Source organism: Pseudomonas sp. Pse1, from assembly GCF_024519635.1.
GTDB lineage: Bacteria > Pseudomonadota > Gammaproteobacteria > Pseudomonadales > Pseudomonadaceae > Aquipseudomonas.
Genome location: NZ_JALJRO010000003.1, coordinates 222,297 through 242,120 on the forward strand (window position 1 = coordinate 222,297; position 19,824 = coordinate 242,120).

Annotated in this window: 17 protein-coding genes; 8 read left to right on the forward strand and 9 right to left on the reverse strand. The window is 61.0% G+C overall.

What is annotated here, in order from left to right:
* Nucleotides 1-32: 32 nt before the first annotated feature.
* The 7 genes from cmoB to NR126_RS06175 all read right to left on the reverse strand — a co-directional run bounded on the left by cmoB (nt 33) and on the right by NR126_RS06175 (nt 9,628).
* Complete coding sequence (gene cmoB / locus NR126_RS06145; protein WP_105756110.1) at nt 33-989, reverse strand: tRNA 5-methoxyuridine(34)/uridine 5-oxyacetic acid(34) synthase CmoB; 957 nt, start codon at nt 987-989, stop codon at nt 33-35.
* Nucleotides 986-1,729: a carboxy-S-adenosyl-L-methionine synthase CmoA gene (gene cmoA, locus NR126_RS06150; protein WP_027619682.1), complete on the reverse strand. Its 744-nt coding sequence runs from the start codon at nt 1,727-1,729 to the stop codon at nt 986-988. The genes cmoB and cmoA overlap by 4 nt, the downstream gene beginning before the upstream one ends.
* A gap of 92 nt (nt 1,730-1,821) precedes the next feature.
* A complete protein-coding gene (locus tag NR126_RS06155; RefSeq protein ID WP_027619683.1) occupies nt 1,822-2,475 on the reverse strand; it encodes a lysoplasmalogenase in 654 nt (217 codons plus the stop codon).
* Nucleotides 2,475-2,867, reverse strand: a complete 393-nt coding sequence (locus tag NR126_RS06160; RefSeq protein ID WP_105756111.1) for a protease inhibitor I42 family protein — start codon at nt 2,865-2,867, stop codon at nt 2,475-2,477. Before NR126_RS06160 ends, NR126_RS06155 begins: the two co-directional genes overlap by 1 nt.
* 157 nt (nt 2,868-3,024) lie before the next feature.
* On the reverse strand, nt 3,025-5,445 hold the full coding sequence (lon, locus tag NR126_RS06165) for an endopeptidase La (protein WP_027619685.1): 2,421 nt from the start codon (nt 5,443-5,445) through the stop codon (nt 3,025-3,027).
* Nucleotides 5,446-5,615: 170 nt separating this feature from the next.
* Nucleotides 5,616-8,027 carry a glucose/quinate/shikimate family membrane-bound PQQ-dependent dehydrogenase gene (locus NR126_RS06170; RefSeq protein ID WP_027619686.1) on the reverse strand — a complete coding sequence of 804 codons (2,412 nt, stop codon included), beginning with the start codon at nt 8,025-8,027 and terminating at the stop codon, nt 5,616-5,618.
* A 224-nt stretch (nt 8,028-8,251) separates the two neighbouring features.
* Nucleotides 8,252-9,628, reverse strand: coding sequence for a carbohydrate porin (locus NR126_RS06175; RefSeq protein ID WP_256829891.1), 1,377 nt, complete (start codon nt 9,626-9,628; stop codon nt 8,252-8,254).
* 277 nt (nt 9,629-9,905) lie between these two features.
* Between NR126_RS06175 and NR126_RS06180 the strand changes: the two genes are divergently transcribed.
* Both NR126_RS06180 and NR126_RS06185 read left to right on the forward strand, forming a co-directional pair.
* Nucleotides 9,906-10,136 carry a VF530 family DNA-binding protein gene (locus tag NR126_RS06180; RefSeq protein WP_027619688.1) on the forward strand — a complete coding sequence of 77 codons (231 nt, stop codon included), beginning with the start codon at nt 9,906-9,908 and terminating at the stop codon, nt 10,134-10,136.
* A gap of 6 nt (nt 10,137-10,142) precedes the next feature.
* Complete coding sequence (locus NR126_RS06185; RefSeq protein WP_033866340.1) at nt 10,143-10,775, forward strand: Pr6Pr family membrane protein; 633 nt, start codon at nt 10,143-10,145, stop codon at nt 10,773-10,775.
* Nucleotides 10,776-10,781: 6 nt separating this feature from the next.
* Here NR126_RS06185 and NR126_RS06190 read toward each other — a convergent pair whose 3' ends face one another.
* Both NR126_RS06190 and NR126_RS06195 read right to left on the reverse strand, forming a co-directional pair.
* The gene (locus NR126_RS06190; protein WP_027619690.1) at nt 10,782-11,567 is read right to left on the reverse strand and encodes a siderophore-interacting protein; all 786 of its coding nucleotides are present in this window, start codon (nt 11,565-11,567) and stop codon (nt 10,782-10,784) included.
* Nucleotides 11,564-12,142, reverse strand: a complete 579-nt coding sequence (locus NR126_RS06195) for a PadR family transcriptional regulator (protein WP_027619691.1) — start codon at nt 12,140-12,142, stop codon at nt 11,564-11,566. Before NR126_RS06195 ends, NR126_RS06190 begins: the two co-directional genes overlap by 4 nt.
* Nucleotides 12,143-12,697: 555 nt before the next feature.
* Between NR126_RS06195 and NR126_RS06200 the strand changes: the two genes are divergently transcribed.
* The 6 genes from NR126_RS06200 (at nt 12,698) to NR126_RS06225 (ending at nt 19,814) form a co-directional block, all read left to right on the forward strand.
* Nucleotides 12,698-13,174, forward strand: coding sequence for a CS1 type fimbrial major subunit (locus NR126_RS06200; protein ID WP_027619692.1), 477 nt, complete (start codon nt 12,698-12,700; stop codon nt 13,172-13,174).
* Nucleotides 13,175-13,282: 108 nt separating this feature from the next.
* Entirely contained in the window at nt 13,283-15,805 is a 2,523-nt protein-coding gene (locus tag NR126_RS06205) for a CS1-pili formation C-terminal domain-containing protein (RefSeq protein ID WP_105753925.1), read from the forward strand.
* 41 nt (nt 15,806-15,846) lie between these two features.
* Nucleotides 15,847-17,109, forward strand: a complete 1,263-nt coding sequence (locus tag NR126_RS06210) for a hypothetical protein (RefSeq protein ID WP_256829892.1) — start codon at nt 15,847-15,849, stop codon at nt 17,107-17,109.
* 59 nt (nt 17,110-17,168) lie between these two features.
* Complete coding sequence (locus tag NR126_RS06215) at nt 17,169-17,912, forward strand: molecular chaperone (protein WP_256829893.1); 744 nt, start codon at nt 17,169-17,171, stop codon at nt 17,910-17,912.
* Between the two features lie 63 nt (nt 17,913-17,975).
* On the forward strand, nt 17,976-18,464 hold the full coding sequence (locus NR126_RS06220) for a CS1 type fimbrial major subunit (protein ID WP_256829894.1): 489 nt from the start codon (nt 17,976-17,978) through the stop codon (nt 18,462-18,464).
* Nucleotides 18,465-18,611: 147 nt separating this feature from the next.
* On the forward strand, nt 18,612-19,814 hold the full coding sequence (locus NR126_RS06225) for a hypothetical protein (protein WP_256350837.1): 1,203 nt from the start codon (nt 18,612-18,614) through the stop codon (nt 19,812-19,814).
* Nucleotides 19,815-19,824 lie beyond the last annotated feature (10 nt).

The following is a 19,824-nucleotide window of genomic DNA, read 5'->3' on the forward strand; positions in this document are numbered from 1 at the left end:
CGCGAGCAGGCTCGCTCCTACAGGTTTCTGCATTATTTTCTGGCGACAATCACCGCCCGCATCGGCGCCGGCAGGCCTTCGATGGTCTTGCTGTGGTCCTCGGGGTCGAGGAAATCCCTCAGCGACTGATACTTCATCCACTCGGTGCCACGCTGTTCCTCGACCGTCGTAGTACTCACATCCACACAGCGCACATCGCTGAACCCGGCACGGCGCAGCCATAGCATCAGCGCCGGCACCGACGGCAGGAACCAGACGTTACGCATCTGCGCATAACGATCTTCCGGCACCAGTACCTGTTGCTCGTCGCCTTCGATTACCAGAGTTTCCAGCACCAGTTCGCCACCCTTGACCAGGCAGTCCTTGAGCGCCAGCAGATGCTCGATCGGCGAGCGGCGGTGATAGAACACACCCATGGAGAATACGGTGTCGAAGCCTTCCAGGTTAGGCGGCAGGTCTTCGAAGGGGAAGGGCAGGTGCCAGGCGTTGGGTTCGGACAGGTAGCGCTGAACCGCCTGGAACTGGCAGAAAAACAGCCAGTTCGGGTCGACGCCGATCACGCTGTCGGCCCCGGCTCCGAGCATGCGCCACATGTAATAGCCGTTGCCGCAGCCGACGTCGAGGATGCGCTTTCCTTTGAGATCCAGGTGAGGCGCGACCCGCGACCATTTCCAGTCCGAACGCCATTCGGTGTCGACATGCACGCCGAACAGGTCGAACGGGCCCTTGCGCCATGGTGACAGGCCCATCAGTGCGGTGCGCATCTGTGCCCGGGTTTCGGCGTCGCAATCGGTGTCGAGCTTCAGGCCATTGAGTAGATCGACTTCAGTGGGCTGGATCTTTGGCAGGGCATCCAGCGCGCTTTGCCAGCGCTCAAGGTCGCCGTGGCCTTTCTCCATCTTGACGTCGAGTTGCGCTTGCAGGGTCTTGGCCCATTCAGCCAGCGGTGTACCAGCCAGACGGCGGGCGAGGGGGGACAGATCAATCATGGCAAGGCAATCAACGAGGCAAAGTTAAGACACTGGAACCACGGCACGACTTTCGAGAATCCGGCGGCCAGCAGGCGTTCGCGGTGTTCTTCGAGGCTGTCGGGCTTCATGACGTTTTCGATGGCGCTGCGCTTCTGGGCAATTTCCAGTTCGCTGTAACCGTTGGCGCGCTTGAAGGCGATGTGCAGATCGGTGAGCAACTCGTGCTCCTGCAGGTCTTCAAAGCGCAGTTTTTCCGAAAGGATCAGGGCGCCGCCGGGCAGTAGCGACTGGCGGATCCGCGCGAGCAATTCAGTGCGCTGCGACGGCGCGATGAATTGCAGGGTGAAGTTCAGCGCCACCACCGAGGCCGGCTGGAAGTCCAGGGCGAGGATGTCGCCTTCGATCACCTCTACTGGCAACAACTCCTGGAACATCGAATCCTGACCATTCAGGTACTCGCGGCAGCGCTCGACCATGGCCGCCGAGTTATCCACCGCGATTACCCGGCAGCCGTCGGTGCGCACGTGACGGCGCAGGGCCTGGGTCACCGCGCCGAGGGACGAACCGAGGTCGTACAGCACGCTGTTGGGCTGGGCAAACTGCGCGGCGAGCACGCCGAGGTTCTCGACAATGGTCGGATAACCCGGCACCGAGCGCTTGATCATGTCCGGGAACACCCGCACCACATCCTCGTTAAAGGCGAAGTCAGGCACCTGGGCCAAAGGCTGGGCGAAAAGGCGATCGGGTTCTTTGCTCACGGCGGTTCCAGCGGTGATATGGAAAAGGCCGGCATTTTAGCCAAGTTGGCGAGGGGATGCGCGGCTTGTCTGATAAACCGCGCCGGGCCGTGCTATGGCTGCTCGCGTTCCGGGCGATGGCTTTGGGAAAAGGCTGACGCCGCGATGCCCCATTGCCCCAGCCAGTAACTGATGATGATCACATAAGGCGCGGCCGAAAACGGCACGGCAAAGCGGTCGATACCGATCACGCTGTCGGAAAACACAAAGGCCAGGGCACCCGCGGCGGCCAACAAGGCGGAGCGCTTGGGCACATCGCTGCCGAGGCGGGCCAGGGCGCGCCAGAGCATGGCGCTGATGGCGGTGCCGTAGACAATCACGGGGATCAGCAGCGGGCCGAGGCCGTGGGCAATCAGGATCCCCAGCAGCACGGCACCGACTACCAGAGCAATGATCAGCGCTGGCAGCGCCGGACGCCGGCAATCGCTCAAATAGGCTTTCAGATACGCCAGGTGCGCCACCAGGAACGCCCCGAGGCCGAACACGAACAGATCGCCCGGCCAGGCCAGCAGCACGTCGCCGAGCAGGGAAAAGATCAGTCCCAGGCTGATCCAGCGACGGTATTCGCTCGGCGGTGCATCGTGCAGCCAGCCGAGCAATGCCAGGACCGGCAGCGGCTTGACCAGCAGGCACAGCAACTCGGCGTGCACGCTTACCCCGTAGAGGAAGGTGACCGCCCCCATCAGCGCCAGAATCAACCAGCCCATCAGTTCACCGTGATCGCGCAGTCGAAGGTCTCGACCGGATCCACTTCCGGCGCCCAAGGCTGCTGCGAGGTCAGGCGCAGGCGGCCGTTACCGCTGCTGAACGCCTGAAAGCGCCAGGTAGAAACACCGGCGCTGCCCACCAGGCCGCTGTTTTCCGGGTTGGTATACACCTCGGGGCTGATCGCCCGCAGCACGCCACCGGCTGAATCCTGAATTGCCCAGCGATAGCCCGTGGTCGGGTTGCTCGGCAGGGTCAGGATCAGGTTTTGCCCGGTGTGCAGTTGCACCGGGCACTGGCTCTGCTTCTCAACCGTCAGGTTTTGCTTGGGTTGCGAGGCACAGGCTGCCAGCAGGGCAAGGCTCAGGGGCAATAACAGGCGGGTGGGGGACATCAAAATCAGGCGCTCCGGAATTTCGCGACGAACGGCGAGCATAACCGAAGATGAGACAAATTGTGACAGTGGGCCATGGATGTCTGGGAAATGGATTGGCAGGTCTGGCCTCTCGCGGACTTGCCCGCGAGAGGCCAGGACAGGCGCTACAGAAGGATCAGAACAACACCTTCGCCACATCCGCAAAGCGCTTGGCAAAGTGCACGGTAATCCCTTCCTTGAGGTAGTCCGGCAGTTCTTCGAAGCTGCCCCGGTTGGGTTCCGGCAGGATCAGTTCATGAATCTTCTGCCGCCGCGCGGCAATTACCTTTTCCCGCACCCCGCCAATCGGCAGTACATGCCCGGTCAGGGTCAGTTCGCCGGTCATTGCCACGCCTTTCTTCGGCGGCTGGTTGCGCGCCAACGAGAGCAGGGCGCTGGCCATGGTCACGCCGGCACTCGGGCCGTCCTTGGGCGTGGCACCTTCCGGCACGTGCAGGTGGATGAAGGCTTCGTCGAAGAACTTGGCATCGCCACCGAACTGCTTGAGGTGAGAACTGACGTAGCTGTAGGCGATCTCAGCCGATTCCTTCATCACCTCACCCAACTGCCCGGTGAGCTTGAAGCCGCGGTTGAGGGTGTGGATGCGCGTGGCTTCGATCGGCAGGGTGGCGCCGCCCATGCTGGTCCAGGCCAGGCCGGTGATCACCCCGGTGCCTGAAAGCACTTGCTCGTTGCGGAACACCGGGATACCCAGCGAGGTTTCCAGGTCCTTGGGGCCGATCTTGATCACTTGCTGCGGATCATCCATCAACTTGATCACCGCTTTGCGCGTCAGTTTGCCCAGTTGTTTTTCCAGCTGACGCACGCCGGCTTCGCGGGCGTAACCGTCGATCAGCGCCTTGAGCGCGCTGTCGCTGATGGACAGGCTGGTTTTCGCCACGCCGGCCTTTTCCAGCTGCTTGGGCCACAGGTGACGCTTGGCGATCGCGACTTTCTCTTCGGTGATGTAGCCCGACAGGCGAATCACTTCCATACGGTCGAGCAACGGGCCGGGGATCGAGTCGAGGGTGTTGGCGGTGCAGACGAACAGCACTTTCGACAGGTCCAGGCGCAGGTCCAGGTAGTGGTCGAGGAATTCGACGTTCTGTTCCGGGTCAAGGGTTTCCAGCAGCGCCGAGGCCGGGTCGCCCTGGAAGCTTTGGCCCATCTTGTCGATCTCGTCGAGCATGATCACCGGGTTCATCACTTCGACGTCCTTCAACGCCTGCACTAGCTTGCCCGGCAGCGCGCCAATATAGGTGCGGCGGTGACCCTTGATCTCGGCTTCATCGCGCATGCCGCCGACGCTGAAGCGATAGAACGGCCGCCCGAGGGATTCGGCGATGGACTTGCCGATACTGGTCTTGCCCACGCCCGGCGGGCCGACCAGCAACACGATGGAACCGGCGATCTCGCCCTTGTAGGCGCCCACGGCGAGGAATTCGAGAATGCGGTCCTTGATGTCATCGAGGCCCGCATGGTGTTTATCGAGCACTTTGCGCGCGAGCTTGAGGTCGAGCTTATCCTCGCCGTAGATGCCCCAGGGCACGGCGGTCGCCCACTCCAGGTAGTTGCGAGTCACGGCGTATTCCGGCGAGCCGGTTTCGAGGATCGACAGTTTATTGAGTTCTTCTTCGATGCGTTTTTGTGCCTGCGGCGGCAGGACTTTACCGGTCAGGCGTTGTTCAAACTGCTCGACATCGGCGCTGCGGTCGTCCTTGGTCAGGCCCAGTTCCTGTTGGATGACCTTGAGTTGTTCCTTGAGGAAAAATTCGCGCTGGTGTTCGCCGATCTTGCGGTTCACTTCGGCGGAGATTTCTTTCTGCAGGCGCGCGACTTCGACTTCCTTGCGCAGCATTGGCAGGACTTTTTCCATGCGCTTGAGCATGGGCACGCAGTCGAGGACTTCCTGCAGGTCATTGCCGGTGGCCGAAGTCAACGCGGCAGCGAAATCAGTCAGCGGCGAGGGATCGTTGGGGCTGAAGCGGTTGAGGTAATTCTTCAGTTCTTCGCTGTACAGCGGGTTGAGCGGCAGCAGCTCTTTGATCGCGTTGATCAGCGCCATGCCGTAGGCCTTGACCTCATCGGTCGGCTCGCTCGGCTGGTGCGGGTATTCAACTTCCACCAGGTACGGTGGGCGGTGGTGTTTGAGCCAGGTCTTGAGTCGGACACGGGTCAGGCCCTGGGCGACAAATTGCAGTTTGCCGTTCTCGCGGCTGGCGTGGTGGACCTTGACCAGGGTGCCGTAGAGCGGCAGTGCGCTGGTGTCGAAGTGTCGGGGATCTTCCTGTGGGGTGTCCATGTAGAACAGCGCCAGGGAGTGGTGCTCGGACTTGGCCACGAGGTCCAGGGTTTCGGCCCAGGGCTCTTCATTGACAATGACCGGCAGCACTTGCGCAGGGAAGAACGGCCGGTTGTGAATCGGGATGATGTAGACCTTGTCCGGCAGGTTCTGCCCGGGCAAGGCCAGGCCTTTGCCGGAGTGGGCGGGGTGTTCGGCGTTCTGCGGATCGGCGTATTCGCTGAGGTCTTCGGGGAATGCTTGCTGGTCGCTCATGGGGCACCTGCGCAATGGGGTATGGGTCTTAGATGGGGCAGGTGGCGGGTGGTTTCAATGGTGGGCGCGGTTTGTTTGGTAAGCGCTTTGTTACCTGGAGACTGATTGGCTCGCGCAGAAAAAAGGCGACTACCGGGAGGTTGTCGCCTTTTTCATACCGCCGGGAAAGCTTATTCCGGCAGTTTGTAGGCGATCACGTAGTCGCCCATTTTGGTACCCAGGGAGCCGTGACCACCGACCACCAGCAGCACGTACTGCTTGCCGTCCTTGCCGGTGTAGGTCATAGGCGTGGCCTGGCCGCCCGCTGGCAGGCGGGCTTTCCACAGTTCCTTGCCGGTGTTGACGTCATAGGCGCGCAGGTACTGGTCCAGGGTGCCGCTGAGGAAGCCGACGCCGCCGGCAGTGACGATCGAGCCGCCCATGCTTGGCACGCCGATCGGTAGGCCGATAGGCAGTGGCGAGCTGTCGCGGCTGGTGCCGTTCTTGCGCTTCCACGCCACTTTGCCAGTGGTCAGGTCGATCCCGGCCACATAGCCCCAGGCGGGGGCCTGGCACGGTACGCCGAACGGCGACATGAACGGGTGCATGATCACCGCGTAAGGCGCGCCGGTGTTCGGTTGCACCCCGGCGGTTTCGCTCTCGCGCTTGCTGCCGGCCGCCACTTGGGCGCGTGGCACCATTTTCGAGACGAAGGCCATGTAGTTCGGGCTGGTGAACAGCATCTGGCGCACCGGGTCGACCGACACGCCGCCCCAGTTGAACACACCGACGTTACCCGGGTAGATCAGGCTGCCCTGTTCCGACGGCGGGGTGTATTGGCCTTCGTAGCGCAGTTCCTTGAACTGGATGCGGCACAGCATCTGGTCGAACGGGCTGGCGCCCCACATGGCTTTTTCGGTGAGTTCCGGAGCCAGCAGGTTGAGGTCCGAACGGGCCTGGGTCGGTGCGGTGTGGTCACCTTTGACAGCGCCCTGTGGAACAGGGATCTCGCGGATCGGGATGATCGGCGTGCCGTCACGACGGTCGAGCACATACAGGCTGCCCTGTTTGGTCGGGGCGATCAGCGCCGGTTTCACGCCGTCGGCGGTTTTCATGTCCAACAGGGTTGGCTGGCTGCCAACGTCCATGTCCCACAGGTCGTGGTGGGTGAACTGGTAGTTCCAGCGCACCTTGCCGGTGGCCAGGTCCAGGGCCACCAGGCCAGCGCTGAATTTCTCGGCGCCCGGAGTGCGATCGGCGCCCCATTGGTCAGGTGTCTGGTTGCCCAGTGGCAGGTAGACCATGCCGAGTTTTTCGTCGACGCTGGCCAGCGACCACATGTTCGCCGAGTTGCGGCTGTAGTGTTCGCCTTCAGGCAGAGGCTCGGTGGCGTCCGGGTTGTTGCTGTCCCAGTTCCACACCAGGTGACCGTCGTGGACGTCGAAAGCGCGGATCACGCCGGACGGCTCGTTGGTCGACTCGTTGTCGGTCACGTGGCCGCCCATGATCACCAGGTCACGGGTGATCGCGGCTGGCGAGGTGGCGTAGTAGCCGCCCGGGGTGAACGGACCGATACCGGTGGTCAGGTCGACCACGCCCTGGTTGCCGAAGCCTTCGCAAACCTTGCCGGTGTCGGCATTGAGAGCGATCAGGCGCGCGTCGGCGGTGGGCAGGTACAGGCGGCGTGGGCAGGCCTGGGCCACGGCCTTGCCGGCCTCGGAAATCGCTGCGTTGGAAGCGACATCCGATTGGGCGTAGGCGTTTTCGTCATAGTAGGAAACGCCACGGCAGGTCATGTGGGCGAAGCCCTTGAAGCCCACGGGGCTCTTGATCTGCGGGTCGAAACGCCAGATTTCCTTGCCGGTGTCCGGGTCCAGCGCCAGCACCTTGCTGTGAGCGGTGCAGGCATACAGCATGCCGTTGACCTTGAGCGGGGTGTTTTCGTTGGTCAGCTCCACCGGGTCGCCCGCGGTGGGCAGGTCGCCGGTGCGGATGCGCCAGGCTTCCTGCAGCTTGCCGACGTTTTCCGGGGTGATCTGCTTGAGCGGCGAGTAGCGGTCGCCAAACTCGCTGCGACCATAGGCCTGCCAATCGCCATCCGGCATGGCCGGGGCGGTGCTGGTCATGTCGGTGCTGTCGCGACCCAGTTCGCCGAGCACTTCGCCCGGGTGGGTGAACTGGCTGCCCACGGCAGCGGCGCCGGCGATCACCACGGCCACGCTCAAGGCGGCGGTGCCCAGTGGTGCCGGGCCCTGGCGCAGCAACGGACGACGGAACCACGGCAGCAGCAGGACCACGCCGAGGGCGAACCACAGCGACAGCCGCGGCACCAGTTGCCACCAGTCCAGGCCGACTTCCCACAACGACCAGGCGGTACTGGCCAGCAGCACCAGTGCATACAGGCCCAAGGCTGCGCGACGGCCGGCCAGCAGCAGAATGCCGGTCAGCGCCAGGCCGATACCGGCCAGCAGGTAGTACAACGAGCCGCCAAGCATGCTCAGCTTGATCCCCCCGGCCAACAAGGCCAGGCCCATTAGCAGCAGCAGGATGCCGAGCAGGCTCGGCATCAGGCGGCTTGGACTTGAAGCACCTTCAGTGCTCATAGTGCGATTCTCCGTGACGTTTTAAGTAGCCTTGCGCAAGTTCACTGTAGATGAGGATCGTGCGCGGGCGTGGTTCAGATAAAAACGGTGATCCCTGTAGGAGCGAGCCTGCTCGCGATGGACGTAAACGATGACGTTGGGTGCCTGACACCCCGCGTAGCTTTCGGGTTCATCGCGAGCGGGCCGCAAGCGGGCACTCGCTCCTACAGGGTTTGTAGCGCGGGTCAGAACGACGACTGGATCTTGATCCCGCCGATCAGCGCGTCATCCACCTCGTTCACGCCACCGGGATGGCGGATGTACTGCAGGTTCGGGCGCACGGTCAGCCAGTTGGTCAGGTGCACGCCGTAATAGAGTTCGGCGCTGTACTCGGTGTCTTGCGGTGGCAGGTAGGCCGGGTTGTCGTAATCGAACACCGCGCGGGCCTGGTTGCTGGCCTCGGCATTCTTGCGATAGGCCGGGTTGACGTGGACGCGGGCCATGGCAAAGCCGATGTCATCCTTGGCGCGGGCATCGAACAGGCCTTTGTAGACCAGGCCGGCCTGCACGTAGTTGTCGATCGCGTTGGTCTTCTTGTCGTGCATCGTGCCGTTGGCAAACAGGCTCAGACCGCGCGAGTTATCGCTGGCGACGCTGGTCACCTGTTGCTGGACGCCCAGCCACACCCCGTGCTTGCTCGAAGCGCTGCGATAGGCTTCGCCGCTGAGTGCTGCAGGCTGGCCGTGGCTGTCCTTGTACACGTCGCTGGCCTTGGCGCTGCTGTAGTAGTAACCGGCGCGGTATTCGCCCGGCAGGCCGTTGAGTGTCGGTGTCCACACCAGTTCCACCGGCACCACGGTGCCCTGGGTGCCGCTGCCGCTGAGCTTGAAGCCGTTGTCCTTGTCGAGGTTGGACGGGTTCTGTTCGTAGGTGCCGATCTGCGCGTAGAGCTCAGGCGTCAGGTGATATTTAACCCGCAGCGCCCACTGGCTGACCGGCCAGTTGTACCAGATGGACCCAGCCCAGTTGCCGACCTGGGAGCCGCAGAACGCCAGGTTCTGGAAGTCGCAGGGGAAGCTGTTGAAGTCTTCGCCCTGGCCGAAGCGACCGGCCTTGATGTCGAGCTTCTGGTCGAGGAATTTCTGCTGATACCACATCTGCGTCAGGCGAGTGGTCTGGCCCCGGCCCCAGACTTCCTGGGCCGAAGTGAAGCCGCCGACGCGCGGGTCGTTGATCCGGTCGTTACTGATGTTGTTGCCGCTGCGCTTGGTGATCGTCAGTTGAAACTCGGCGTCATCCCAGCCAAGGATCTTCTGCAGGTCCAGGTGGGTGCCCAGGCCGAACTGGTCGCTGTAGCGCGCAGTGCGATCATGGTCGTAGCCGCCGTGCAGGTTGCTGCCCATTTCCCCGGTGTAGTCGAGCTTGAAGTCGTAGCCCTTGGCGGCGAGTTCACTGCGCGTGCCGTTCCAGTCGCCGAGCATCCAGGGCGAGTTGCTGTCGAAGGCCGGTGCCGCCTGGATACCGCTCGCCAGGCCAAGCGCGGTGGTGCCGGCGATCAGGCTCAGGGTCTTTCGGCGGGCTGTTGAGACAGCGCTGTCTCGGAAAATCTGCAAGTAAGGCATAAAGAAGAACTTCAGGGTCTTTTCTAATGGAATGAACTGCGCGGGCAGGGCATGCAGTGTCTGGCGGAAGCGTTTCAGCTTGAGGGTGCGAAGGATAATGATCTGTTACAAATAGAGAAAGGGCTTTTCTCGACAAGCTGACTTTCGAAATCGGTAACAGTCGTCGAGTGTCCGGCTGTGGCCTACATTGAGTGAATTGCGCACAGAATCCTTCCACCCGTGGAGTCGCTCGGCTAAGGTGCGCGCCTTTCATTCATTCTTCGTCCAAAGGCCCGGCATGACCGAACACAATACCGACCCGCTGCACGGCGTGACGCTGGAACAGATCCTCAACGCGCTGGTGCAGCACTACGAATGGTCGGGGCTGGCCGAACGCATCGACATCCGTTGCTTCAAGAGCGACCCGAGCATCAAGTCGAGCCTGACCTTCCTGCGCAAGACTCCCTGGGCGCGCGAGAAAGTCGAACGGCTCTACGTCAAATTGATGCGTACCAAGCGGCCGGTCTGAGGTGTGTTGACGCGACTTTCACTTATTGAGCACCGCTGCGTCCAACTCGCGGCGGCGCTCGGCTGGCTGGGCCTGAGCATTCAGCTGTACCTGGTGTTTTATGCGCGCTGGAGTGTCGACGCCAGCCTGTTGGGCGGGCTGGTGAGTTACTTCAGTTATTTCACGGTGCTGAGCAATACGCTGGTGGCGGCGGTGCTGACCTGCGCCGTGACCACCCGGCAATCGAAGGGGCGCAGTTGGTTGCTGCAACCGTGGGTCAGCAGTGGCGTTGCCGTGAGCATCGTCGTGGTCGGACTGGCCTACAACCTGCTGTTGCGCCACCTGTGGCACCCGCAAGGCTGGCAGTGGCTGGCGGATGTGTTGCTGCACGACGTCATGCCCGTGCTGTTCCTGCTCTATTGGTGGCGTTGCGTGCCCAAGGGCCAGCTGCGTCTGGGGCATGTCGGATTGTGGGTGATCTATCCGCTGGTGTACTTCGCTTACTCGCTGCTGCGCGGACATGTGCTGGCGGTGTATCCCTACCCGTTCATTGATGTGGAGAAGCTGGGCTATCTCCAGGTGTTCATCAATGCCGGGGGGATACTGCTGGGGTTTGTTGCTGTGGCGCTGCTGTTGATCGGGGTCGACCGGCGTCGCTGAGCGCGCTTACTCTTCCGGCGAATCATCCAGGCGCCAGTAACCCGCAGCTTTGACGAACTGCTCATCCAGCCCGTGCTCATCGAGGAGCACCCGGCGAATCTGCCGCGACAACTTGCTCTCGGTGGCGACCCAGGCGTACAGGCTGCCGCCGGGCAGTTGTATCTGGCGGACGGTGGAAAGCAGGTGGTCCTTGCCAGCTTCACGCAGGACCCAGATCACGTTGATCTCGGCCGCGCTCTCCAGCACTTGCTGCTCCTTGCCGTTCTCCACCTCGACAATCACCAGCGCCCGGCGATTGGCCGGCAGCTCTTGCAGGCGTCGGGCAATGGCGGGCAAGGCGGTTTCGTCGCCGATCAGCAGATAGCTGTCGAAGATATCCGGCACCACCATCGAACCGCGCGGCCCGGCAATGTGCAGGAATTGGCCGGGCTGCGCCTGTTCGGCCCAGGTCGAGGCGGGGCCGTCGCCGTGCAGGACAAAATCGATGTCCAGTTCCAGGGTGTTCAGGTCATAGCGGCGCGGGGTGTAGTCGCGCATCGCCGGTTTCGGTCCCTGATCCTTGTTGGCGCCCGGTGCGAAGTGCTCCAGGGCGGCCAGTTCCTCGGCGTTTTGCGGGAACAGCAATTTCACATGATCGTCGCTGCCCAGGCTGATAAAGCCGGCCAGGTCCGGCCCGCCGACGGTGATCCGGCGCATGCGCGGGGTCAGGTCGACCACTCGCAGCACCTGCAGGCGGCGGCGTTTGATCTCGTGCATGACGCGGTGAATGGTCTGGGTGTTCACTTCAGTCATTGCGGGTTCTCCTGGGCAGGGGACGACAGCGGGCCGTCGACGATGGCCTTGGCGGTGTTGTTGAGCAGGTCGCGCACTCGGAGGATTTCTTCCGGGCTCCAGCGACCGTGGTGCATCTGCAGGGCGTGACGCAGGTTATGCACCGCCTCATGGATCTCGGCCGGGCGGTCGTGGCCGCGCAGGGAGCGCTTGCTGACGTCAATGCGCATACGCACGCCGTCCAGGGCAATCGCCTGTTCGCCCAGCGACTGGCGCCCGGCGTCGGTGATGGCGTAGCGTTTTTTTCCGCCGTCGGCATCGCCCAGGATCAGTTCGCTTTCTTCCAGGAAGGTCAGGGTCGGGTAGATCACCCCGGGGCTGGGGCTATAGGCACCATCGAACATGCTTTCGATCTGGCGGATCAGGTCATAGCCGTGGCAGGGCTGTTCGGCGATCAACGCCAGCAACAGCAGTTTCAGGTCGCCAGGGGCGAATACCCGGGGCCCGCGGCCACCGCGTTCGCGGCCCGGGCCAGGGCGTTTTTCGAAGCCGTCGCGGCCGTCTGCGTGTTCGCGGTGGGAATGATGGTCTCTCATTTCAGTCTTCTCTCGTCGTGTTTAGACACAACTTAAGATATATCTTTTAGAAAATGCAAGCACCCCGGACCAACGGTGCAGGCGGCATGCAACCCCTCTGATCGACACGTCCAGCGAATCTGCCAGGCCCCCCTGTGCTCGCCTGGGTCGGGTTTGATCCTTCCCAGGGGGGCATTTGTTTATTGCGCTCGCCGGTGTTTTTAGTGCTAACGCTCTAATTAACTTGTTTGCCCCTTTCTTTATAAAGGTCTTGCTATTAGTCTTACGGAAGTTGCACTAATGGTTTCATCTGTGTGGTATTTTTCGATAATCTGTTTGTGGTTAATGCCTTACGGATGTTGATGTTAATGTTTGATTTTTATTGTTTTTTCTTTCAACTTTGATCGAACTATAGCTACGCCAAATACGGAACTTGCCTGCTTACTTTTAAAAATAAATGGTCGATGATTTGCTGGCTTTGAAAGTTGAGACAAAACGCCATCTCGGCGTCTGGCTGGTCACAGTCAGTTGTCGCTTTTACGGCATCGACCCTTTAAAAAAGACAGGTATTGAATGATGTTGAAGAAACTCGCGCTTACTGCTCCCCTGGCTGTTCTGGCCTTCAGTTCCTCCCTGGCATTTGCCGCCACCGAAGCCCGCCACTCCATCAGTCTGATTGCCCATGTCCCGGCCGATGATTTCTATGCTGTTCCGGTTGATTCGGATCTGGTCAACAAGGACCAGGACATGAGCTTCAACCCATCGACCGGTGCCATGCGTACCGTGGACGGTCACTTTGACGTTTTGCACACCGCAGGCAAGGTCAACGCCCGCCTGGAAGGTACGCCCATGCTGATCGGTGGCAGCAAGACCATTGCCCTGAAAGTCGAACTCAATGGCAAGCAACTGACCACCACTTCCCAGGAAGTGGTGGGTGCGGACGAGTCGAACATACGCTATCGCGCACCGTTCAAGATCTCGGCCGTCGGTGCCAAGCCAGAAGCAGGTGATTACACCGGCATCGTCACGATGGTGGTCGAGCCTTCTGTGTAAGCACAACCCTGGCTCTTAATCGCTTACTGCTCTCAGTAACGAACCGGCCGGCAAACATTTCTGTTTGTCGGTCGGGCATCGACTTCTTTGCAATCAGAGTATTTGTTCATGTTCCCGATGACGCCCATCGCGACGGCGCTTGCGCTGCTGCTTTGTAGCAGTGCATTTGCGGCGCCCGCTTCCGTTGATACCACGCCGCGAAGTTTGCTGGCCCAGGCCAAAGGCTTGCCGGCGGAATTCGAGGAGCATTTTTTTGATGTGCCATTGGCGGTGCGGGTTGAACTCGATCAACAACCGCTGGGCGAGGCGATGATTGTGTTGTCCCGCGATGACCGAGTGACCTTGCTCGATTTCACCGACACCAGCGAAAGCCGTTTTGGTGCCGGTGAGCGTGACACCTGGGCCGATATCCTGAAGTCCGGTGTGGCGCTGGGCGCCTGCACGGGCCAATGCCCGGAGCAGATGCTGGCGGTGCACTACAACCTGGAAAATTCTTTGCTGTCGATCGTCACCGAAAATGCCGAGCGCGATAGCCAAGTCAAACATTTCTACGATCAGCCCGAAGGCGGCAGCAGCGGGTTGATGGTACGTAACCAGCTCAATCTCAACGGCGGCCAGGATCAAGACCTGGGCGGACGTTTTGGGCTGGAGGCCAGCGCCAGCCTGGGCAACTGGAGCCAGGCATTCAACATGCAATTGGCGCGTCTGGGCGGCCCGGACGACAAGACCTACCACTCCGTGCATGAGCTTTACACCCAGCGCGAACTGCAGGGCAGTTTTGTCCGCCTGGGCTACTTCACTCCCAGTTCCGAAGGCCTGACACGGGAGCCGCGCTCCTTCGGTACCAGCCCCGACACCGCGGTGGGCGTGATGTTTGGCAGCTCCGACAGCCTGGCGATCGACAGCCCCAAGCCCAGCGTTTACCCGGTGTATGTCACGGCCAACCGCCAGGCATCCGTCGAGATCTATCGCGAGGGCCTGCTGATCAACACACAGTCGGTACCGGCCGGTTTGCAGACCCTCGACACTCGTCCGCTGCCAGGGGGCATCTACGAGGTGGAGGTGCGCTTGATCGAAGACGGGCAAATCACCTCGACCACCCAGGAACTGATCTACAAGCCCAACAACTGGCGCAACCACGAGGAGCGCTGGCGTTACAACGTGTTTGCCGGGCAGGAAAGCAAACTGCTGAGCAACTGGGATGAACAGGACAGCGGTGATCTCACCGCGGGCGCATCGATCAACTACCTGCTGCACCCGCGGTTGATTCTCGGGCTTTCGGCCCGTCAGGTGCAGGAAAAGCTGCAGTACGGCAGCTCCATCGATTGGAGCCTGGGCGATAGCACCAGTCTCTACGCCAACCTCTACCAGACCGAAGATCACGGCACCGGTGCTGACCTGCAAGGGCTGTACAACTACGGCTCTGGCAGCCTGGTGATCAGCCACAACCGTAGTTGGCTCGACACCACCAACACTTACGAAACCCTGCCCGACGGCACTCGCGTGCGCCAACGCAACGTGTTTACCGGCGAGGCCAGCAACTCATCGCTGGCGCTCAATCATCGGGTCAGTCGTAAAAACTCGCTCAATGCGCGCGTCTCCCACAGCGAGGGGAACGTTGAAGGCGTGGGGGTCGACCTGGGCTGGACGCAACGCACCCAACTGTTTGGCAGCGATGCCAACTGGCGGTTGTCGCTGTTCGATCGCCCCGGCAGCTATAGCAGCGGTGACGCGCGTAATCGTGGGGTCGACCTGAGTGTCAACATGGCGCTCGGTGGGCCGGGGCAGCAGATTTCCGGCAGCATCGGCAGCCGCACGGCCCGTGATGGCAACCGCGACAACAATGCGTCCTTCGGCTACCGCAAAGACCTGCAGGACCACGTGTTACAGAGCGTCTCGGTGACTGCGCTCACCGATACCTATGGCGTCGGCTTGTCGAGCCTGGCGAGCTTCAGCTCCGACGTCGTCAACGGCGACGGGTTTATCCAACGCTCATCGTTCAGCGAAAAATTCACCGGTGGCGTGAACCTCGACAGCACCCTGGTGGTGGGGGCGCAACGCATGGCCCTGACCAGCCAGCATCAAGGGCGGGGCGCCGGGATGATCGTCGACGTCGAGTCAGATATCGACGGGATCGCCCTGCGTGCCGATGACCTCAGCGGCGGCAGTGCGGCGCTGCGTCCCGGACGCAATTTCATTCCGCTGACCGCCTACAAAAACAGTTCGGTGAGCTTCGACTTCGAGGGCACGGATGTACCGGCGGCGAGTATCGAGCCGGCGCGCAGCCGTTATCACCTGAACAAGGGGGGCGTGGAGTACCGCAAGGTGCGGGTGATGAAAACCCTGACCGTGCTCGGACGTCTGCTCGATCCGCAGGGGCGACCGCTCAAGGGCCACCACGTGATCAACCACGCCAGCCGTGGCGTCAGCGAGGTCGATGGCTTCTTCTCGATGGAAATGAACGCCGGCTCACCGACCCTGGAGGTGCGGTATGCCGACCAGTTGCTCTGCCAGTTCCGCCTCGATATCGACAAACACCGCAGTGAAAACAACGTGCTGATGATCGGTGATTTGCGCTGTTCGCCGGACACCCTGGCGGATGCCACCCACAACGCCGAGACGGCGGGTTGATTGGCCCGTCGTTGTATCTGGTTATCGGAGGTTTGGCTTACATGAACGTCTCGCGTTCTTTCGTTTCACGTACTGGCCATTGGTGGGCGGCGGCCTTGCTCGCGTGTGCCGTCGCCAGCCCAGTCGAGGCTCACGTGGCTACGATCACGGCGTTGTTCAAGCCGGATTCGGCGCATCCGCACCTCAACAAATTCACCAATACCACGCCGCCCAGCGGGTACTGTCAAAGCCATGCGCAACAGTGTGAGAGCGACGATTTATTCAGTTTGCAGGTGCCGGTTCAATTCCATTCACGTGCGCCGATCCTGGCTAATCATCCATCCCAACGGCAAGGGGCGATGTTAAAGGCACCGGCGAATTGGCGAGACCTGACGGTGATAAACGAAGCGACCGGCGACCCGCAAAGGGTGCGCATACGCATCGCTGGCGTTGGCTCGCGCGCGGTCACCGATGATGTGATGGAACTGGTGGGCGGCGCTGAGAATTACCAGATTGCCCACAATCGTTTATGGGGCTCGAGCTGGGTGTATCCACCACAGCCTTGCGACTTCACCGGCAGTGGTTTTTACAGCACTGATTTCTACGAATTTTTCTGGAAGACGCCGAGGTTGGGGGCCTGTGCAAAACAGGCGAAATATGACGTCCCGTGGTTGCGCTTCGATTACCTGGATTTCGCCTATGAGCTTGAAACCCCGGACCCGTTGCAGATGTCCTCGGGGCACTACACCGGCTCGCTGACGTACACCATCGGCCCCAACGGCGATTTCGATTTCGGCGATGTGTTGATCCCGAGCGACTCGGCGTTGACCCTGAACTTCAACCTCGAGGTGCAACACACCCTCAAGGTCGACATCCCGCCCGGTGGCGAAAAGGTTCGGTTGGTTCCGGCCGGGGGCTGGCAGAGCTGGTTGCAGGCGGGGCGCAAACCAGTGCGCCTGTTCCGCGAGCAGACCTTCCATATCTCGGCCTCCTCGCGTTTCAAGATGTATTACGAATGTCAGGCCTGGGTCTCTTTCGATTGCACGATCAAGGATGCGCTCGGCAGACGACAGGTGGAGTTGCAGGTCTTCGTAAGCCTGCCCAATGGCTTGACCGACCCGTCCGGCCAACCGGTCAGACATAGACGACTCAAGGCCGGACCTGAAGGTGCGCAAATTTTCCAACCGGGTTTTTACGTGGACAGGGCGCCTGGCGTTCTGCACTTCGAGGTGCCAAAGGAGGAGGTGGAGTGGATGCTTCAGCAACCCAATGTGGCGAGCCCCTACACCGGCTCTGTCACCGTGATCTGGGATTCGGAAATCTGATGGGCCGCCTATCGATGGGCCGCGCCTGTGTTGTGTTCAATGTCATGAGGTTCAAGGGTATGAAGCGTTTGTGGTTGCTGTTGGGTTTGAGCGGGATCTCTCTGGCGGTTCAGGCCGGCCCGCAGATCAACGTCGGAACGGTGTACGACTATCTGGACAGCGACAAGAGCACTTACCTCAAGCGCGTTTACAACAGCGGCGACAGCACCGCGTTCGTCAAGGTCAACATCCTCGAAATCATCTACGACGCCGATGGCAGTCACCGCGAAGTACCGGTCGAGCCGCAAACCGATGGCAGCAGCCGCAATGGCTTGATGGCCAGTCCGGCGCGTCTGATCGTCCCTGCCAACGGCATGCAGGGCACCCGCCTGCTGCTCATGGGAGACCGTGACACCGAGCGCTATTTCCGTGTGCGCTTCGTGCCCGTGGTTCCGGAGAAGGAAGACGAGTTCGCCGTATCGAGTGAAGAGCGCGACGCCTACAAGGAGAACCTCTCGGCGGGGGTCAACGTGATGACCGGGTTTGGCACGGTGTTTTTTGTCCGCCCCAAAAACAGTCGGTTCGACAGCGTGATCGATGACAGCGCCGGGGTTTATCGAGTGCGCAATAACGGCAACACCGTGGTGGTGATCGATGAGTTTCGTAACTGCTCTCAGAAGAATGAAACCGAGTGCGAGCCGACCACCAAGCATCACGTCCTGGCGGGCAAGTCGTTCGAGTTCGAGAAGAAACCCGGTCGGGAATACCGCTTCAACCTGATCGAGGGCGCCGACAAAAAGGCGTTGCGCGTTGCCAGCCAGTAACACCGCCCAAGGCGAGTCGCGCTGCAGAACTCGCCGCTTTTTCTCACGCAACAGGTAACTGACATGATCAAGCAATCGGCCATCGCCCTCTGTGTGGGCGTGATGACGTGTGCCCAGGTTTTCGCGGCACGGGAGGAGCGCACGTTCGAGGTGTGGGTGGATATTCCGACCCTGGGCTTTTACGTGATACCGGCCGAGACGAACTGGATTCATCTGGAGCAGGCCCTGGCGTGGAATATCAACACGTCGAAGCTGGAAGGGTTGCGCAAGAATTTCGACGTCAAGCACGACACCGGTGCGATCGAAGCGCGGCTGGACGCCGAGCCCTATCTGTTCAACGGGCGTGAAGACCAGAACATCTACTTGCGCGTCAGCTTCAACGGCCAAGAGCTGAGCCACGAGCCCATGCCACGTGAAGTGGTGTCGGCGGCGCAGGCCATGGCAGGCGGGCGATTTCCTCTGGAAATCCAGCCGAAGGTGCCGGCCGGTGGCTATAAGGCGGGCACTTACTACGGAACGGTCCTGCTGATTTTCAGCGCCGCCGCGCCCTGATCGCAGTTCTGCAGGGATAAAAAAAACGTGAGTGCGAGTGAATATCGACCCACCCAGGGAACCGGGCGGGGTTATCGGAGATGGGTGCAGATGAGCGCTAAAGATTTTTTGTGTTCAACGAAGTTTTCCTGGTTTTGGCGTCTTTTGATGGTGTGGGGGCTGATTCCCCAGGCCTTGGCGCAGGACGTTTCCATCACGGCGTTGTTCAAGCCTGATTCGGCTCATCCACATCTCAACCAATTCAAGAACACCACGCCACTCAGTGGGTATTGCCAGCAATATCCGGGGCAATGTGTTGAAAACCAGACGTTCAGCCTGCAAGTGCCCATTCAGTTCAACTCCAGTCGAGCGATTGCGGCCAACCATGCGTCGCCGCGCCAGGGCGCAACCTTCAAGGTGCCGGCGCAATGGCGTGATCTGACGGTTCGTCATGAGTCTGGAGCGGTGGAGACGGTACAAATGCGCATTACCGGCGTGGGCTCCAGGTACGTGACAGAGGACGTGATGGAGTTGGTCGGAGGGGCCGACGATTACAGGCTTGCGCACAACCTCCTCTGGGGATCGAGCTGGGTAAACACCCCGACGCCATGTGTTTATAGTGGGGTGGGTTACTACGCTACCAACTACTACGGTTTTTTCTGGAAAACCCCGGTGGTGGCCGCGTGTAACAAACAGGCGAAATTCACTGTGCCGTGGCTGCGTTACGACTTTCTGGACTTTTCCTATGAGCTGGTCACGCCGAATCCGTTGGGCATGCTGGCCGGTCATTACACGGGCTCGTTGACCTATACCGTCGGCCCCAACGGCGACTTCGACTTTGGCGATGTCATGTTGCCGAGCAGTCCGGTGTTGGCCATGAACTTCAATCTCGAGGTGCAACATACGCTCAAGGTCGATATCCCGCCCGGAGGTGAAAAGGTCGAGTTGGTCCCGGCCGGTGGCTGGCAGAGCTGGTTGCAGGCGGGGCGCAAACCGGCGCGATTGTTCCGTGACCAGACCTTCAATATCTCGGCCTCCTCGCGTTTCAAGATGTACATGGAATGTGAGTGGTGGGGCACTGTATACGATTGCCTGCTCGATGACCGGGTCTCCAAGCGAGGTGTGGAACTACAACTCTATGTCACCCTGCCCAATGGTCTGACGGACATGAGCGGGCAACCCGTGAGGCACCGACGGCTGCGCGCGGGCGAGGCCAATGCGCTGTATTTGCAGCCGGGTTTCTACGTCGACCGGGCGCCGGGCACCCTGCATTTCGAAGTGCCGCAACGGCAGATGGAATTCATGTTGGCGCCGGGTGCCGGTCCCATCTACAAGGGCAAGGTCACCGTGATCTGGGATTCGGAAATCTGAGGTCCGCACA

Coding starts and splice junctions, on each gene's coding strand:
- cmoB (WP_105756110.1), bottom strand. CDS start 989: ATGATTGATCTGTCCCCCCTCGCCCGCCGTCTGGCTGGTACACCGCTG.
- NR126_RS06155 (WP_027619683.1), bottom strand. CDS start 2,475: ATGGGCTGGTTGATTCTGGCGCTGATGGGGGCGGTCACCTTCCTCTAC.
- NR126_RS06160 (WP_105756111.1), bottom strand. CDS start 2,867: ATGTCCCCCACCCGCCTGTTATTGCCCCTGAGCCTTGCCCTGCTGGCA.
- lon (WP_027619685.1), bottom strand. CDS start 5,445: ATGAGCGACCAGCAAGCATTCCCCGAAGACCTCAGCGAATACGCCGAT.
- NR126_RS06170 (WP_027619686.1), bottom strand. CDS start 8,027: ATGAGCACTGAAGGTGCTTCAAGTCCAAGCCGCCTGATGCCGAGCCTG.
- NR126_RS06175 (WP_256829891.1), bottom strand. CDS start 9,628: ATGCCTTACTTGCAGATTTTCCGAGACAGCGCTGTCTCAACAGCCCGC.
- NR126_RS06180 (WP_027619688.1), top strand. CDS start 9,906: ATGACCGAACACAATACCGACCCGCTGCACGGCGTGACGCTGGAACAG.
- NR126_RS06190 (WP_027619690.1), bottom strand. CDS start 11,567: ATGACTGAAGTGAACACCCAGACCATTCACCGCGTCATGCACGAGATC.
- NR126_RS06195 (WP_027619691.1), bottom strand. CDS start 12,142: ATGAGAGACCATCATTCCCACCGCGAACACGCAGACGGCCGCGACGGC.
- NR126_RS06200 (WP_027619692.1), top strand. CDS start 12,698: ATGTTGAAGAAACTCGCGCTTACTGCTCCCCTGGCTGTTCTGGCCTTC.
- NR126_RS06205 (WP_105753925.1), top strand. CDS start 13,283: ATGTTCCCGATGACGCCCATCGCGACGGCGCTTGCGCTGCTGCTTTGT.
- NR126_RS06210 (WP_256829892.1), top strand. CDS start 15,847: ATGAACGTCTCGCGTTCTTTCGTTTCACGTACTGGCCATTGGTGGGCG.
- NR126_RS06215 (WP_256829893.1), top strand. CDS start 17,169: ATGAAGCGTTTGTGGTTGCTGTTGGGTTTGAGCGGGATCTCTCTGGCG.
- NR126_RS06220 (WP_256829894.1), top strand. CDS start 17,976: ATGATCAAGCAATCGGCCATCGCCCTCTGTGTGGGCGTGATGACGTGT.
- NR126_RS06225 (WP_256350837.1), top strand. CDS start 18,612: ATGGTGTGGGGGCTGATTCCCCAGGCCTTGGCGCAGGACGTTTCCATC.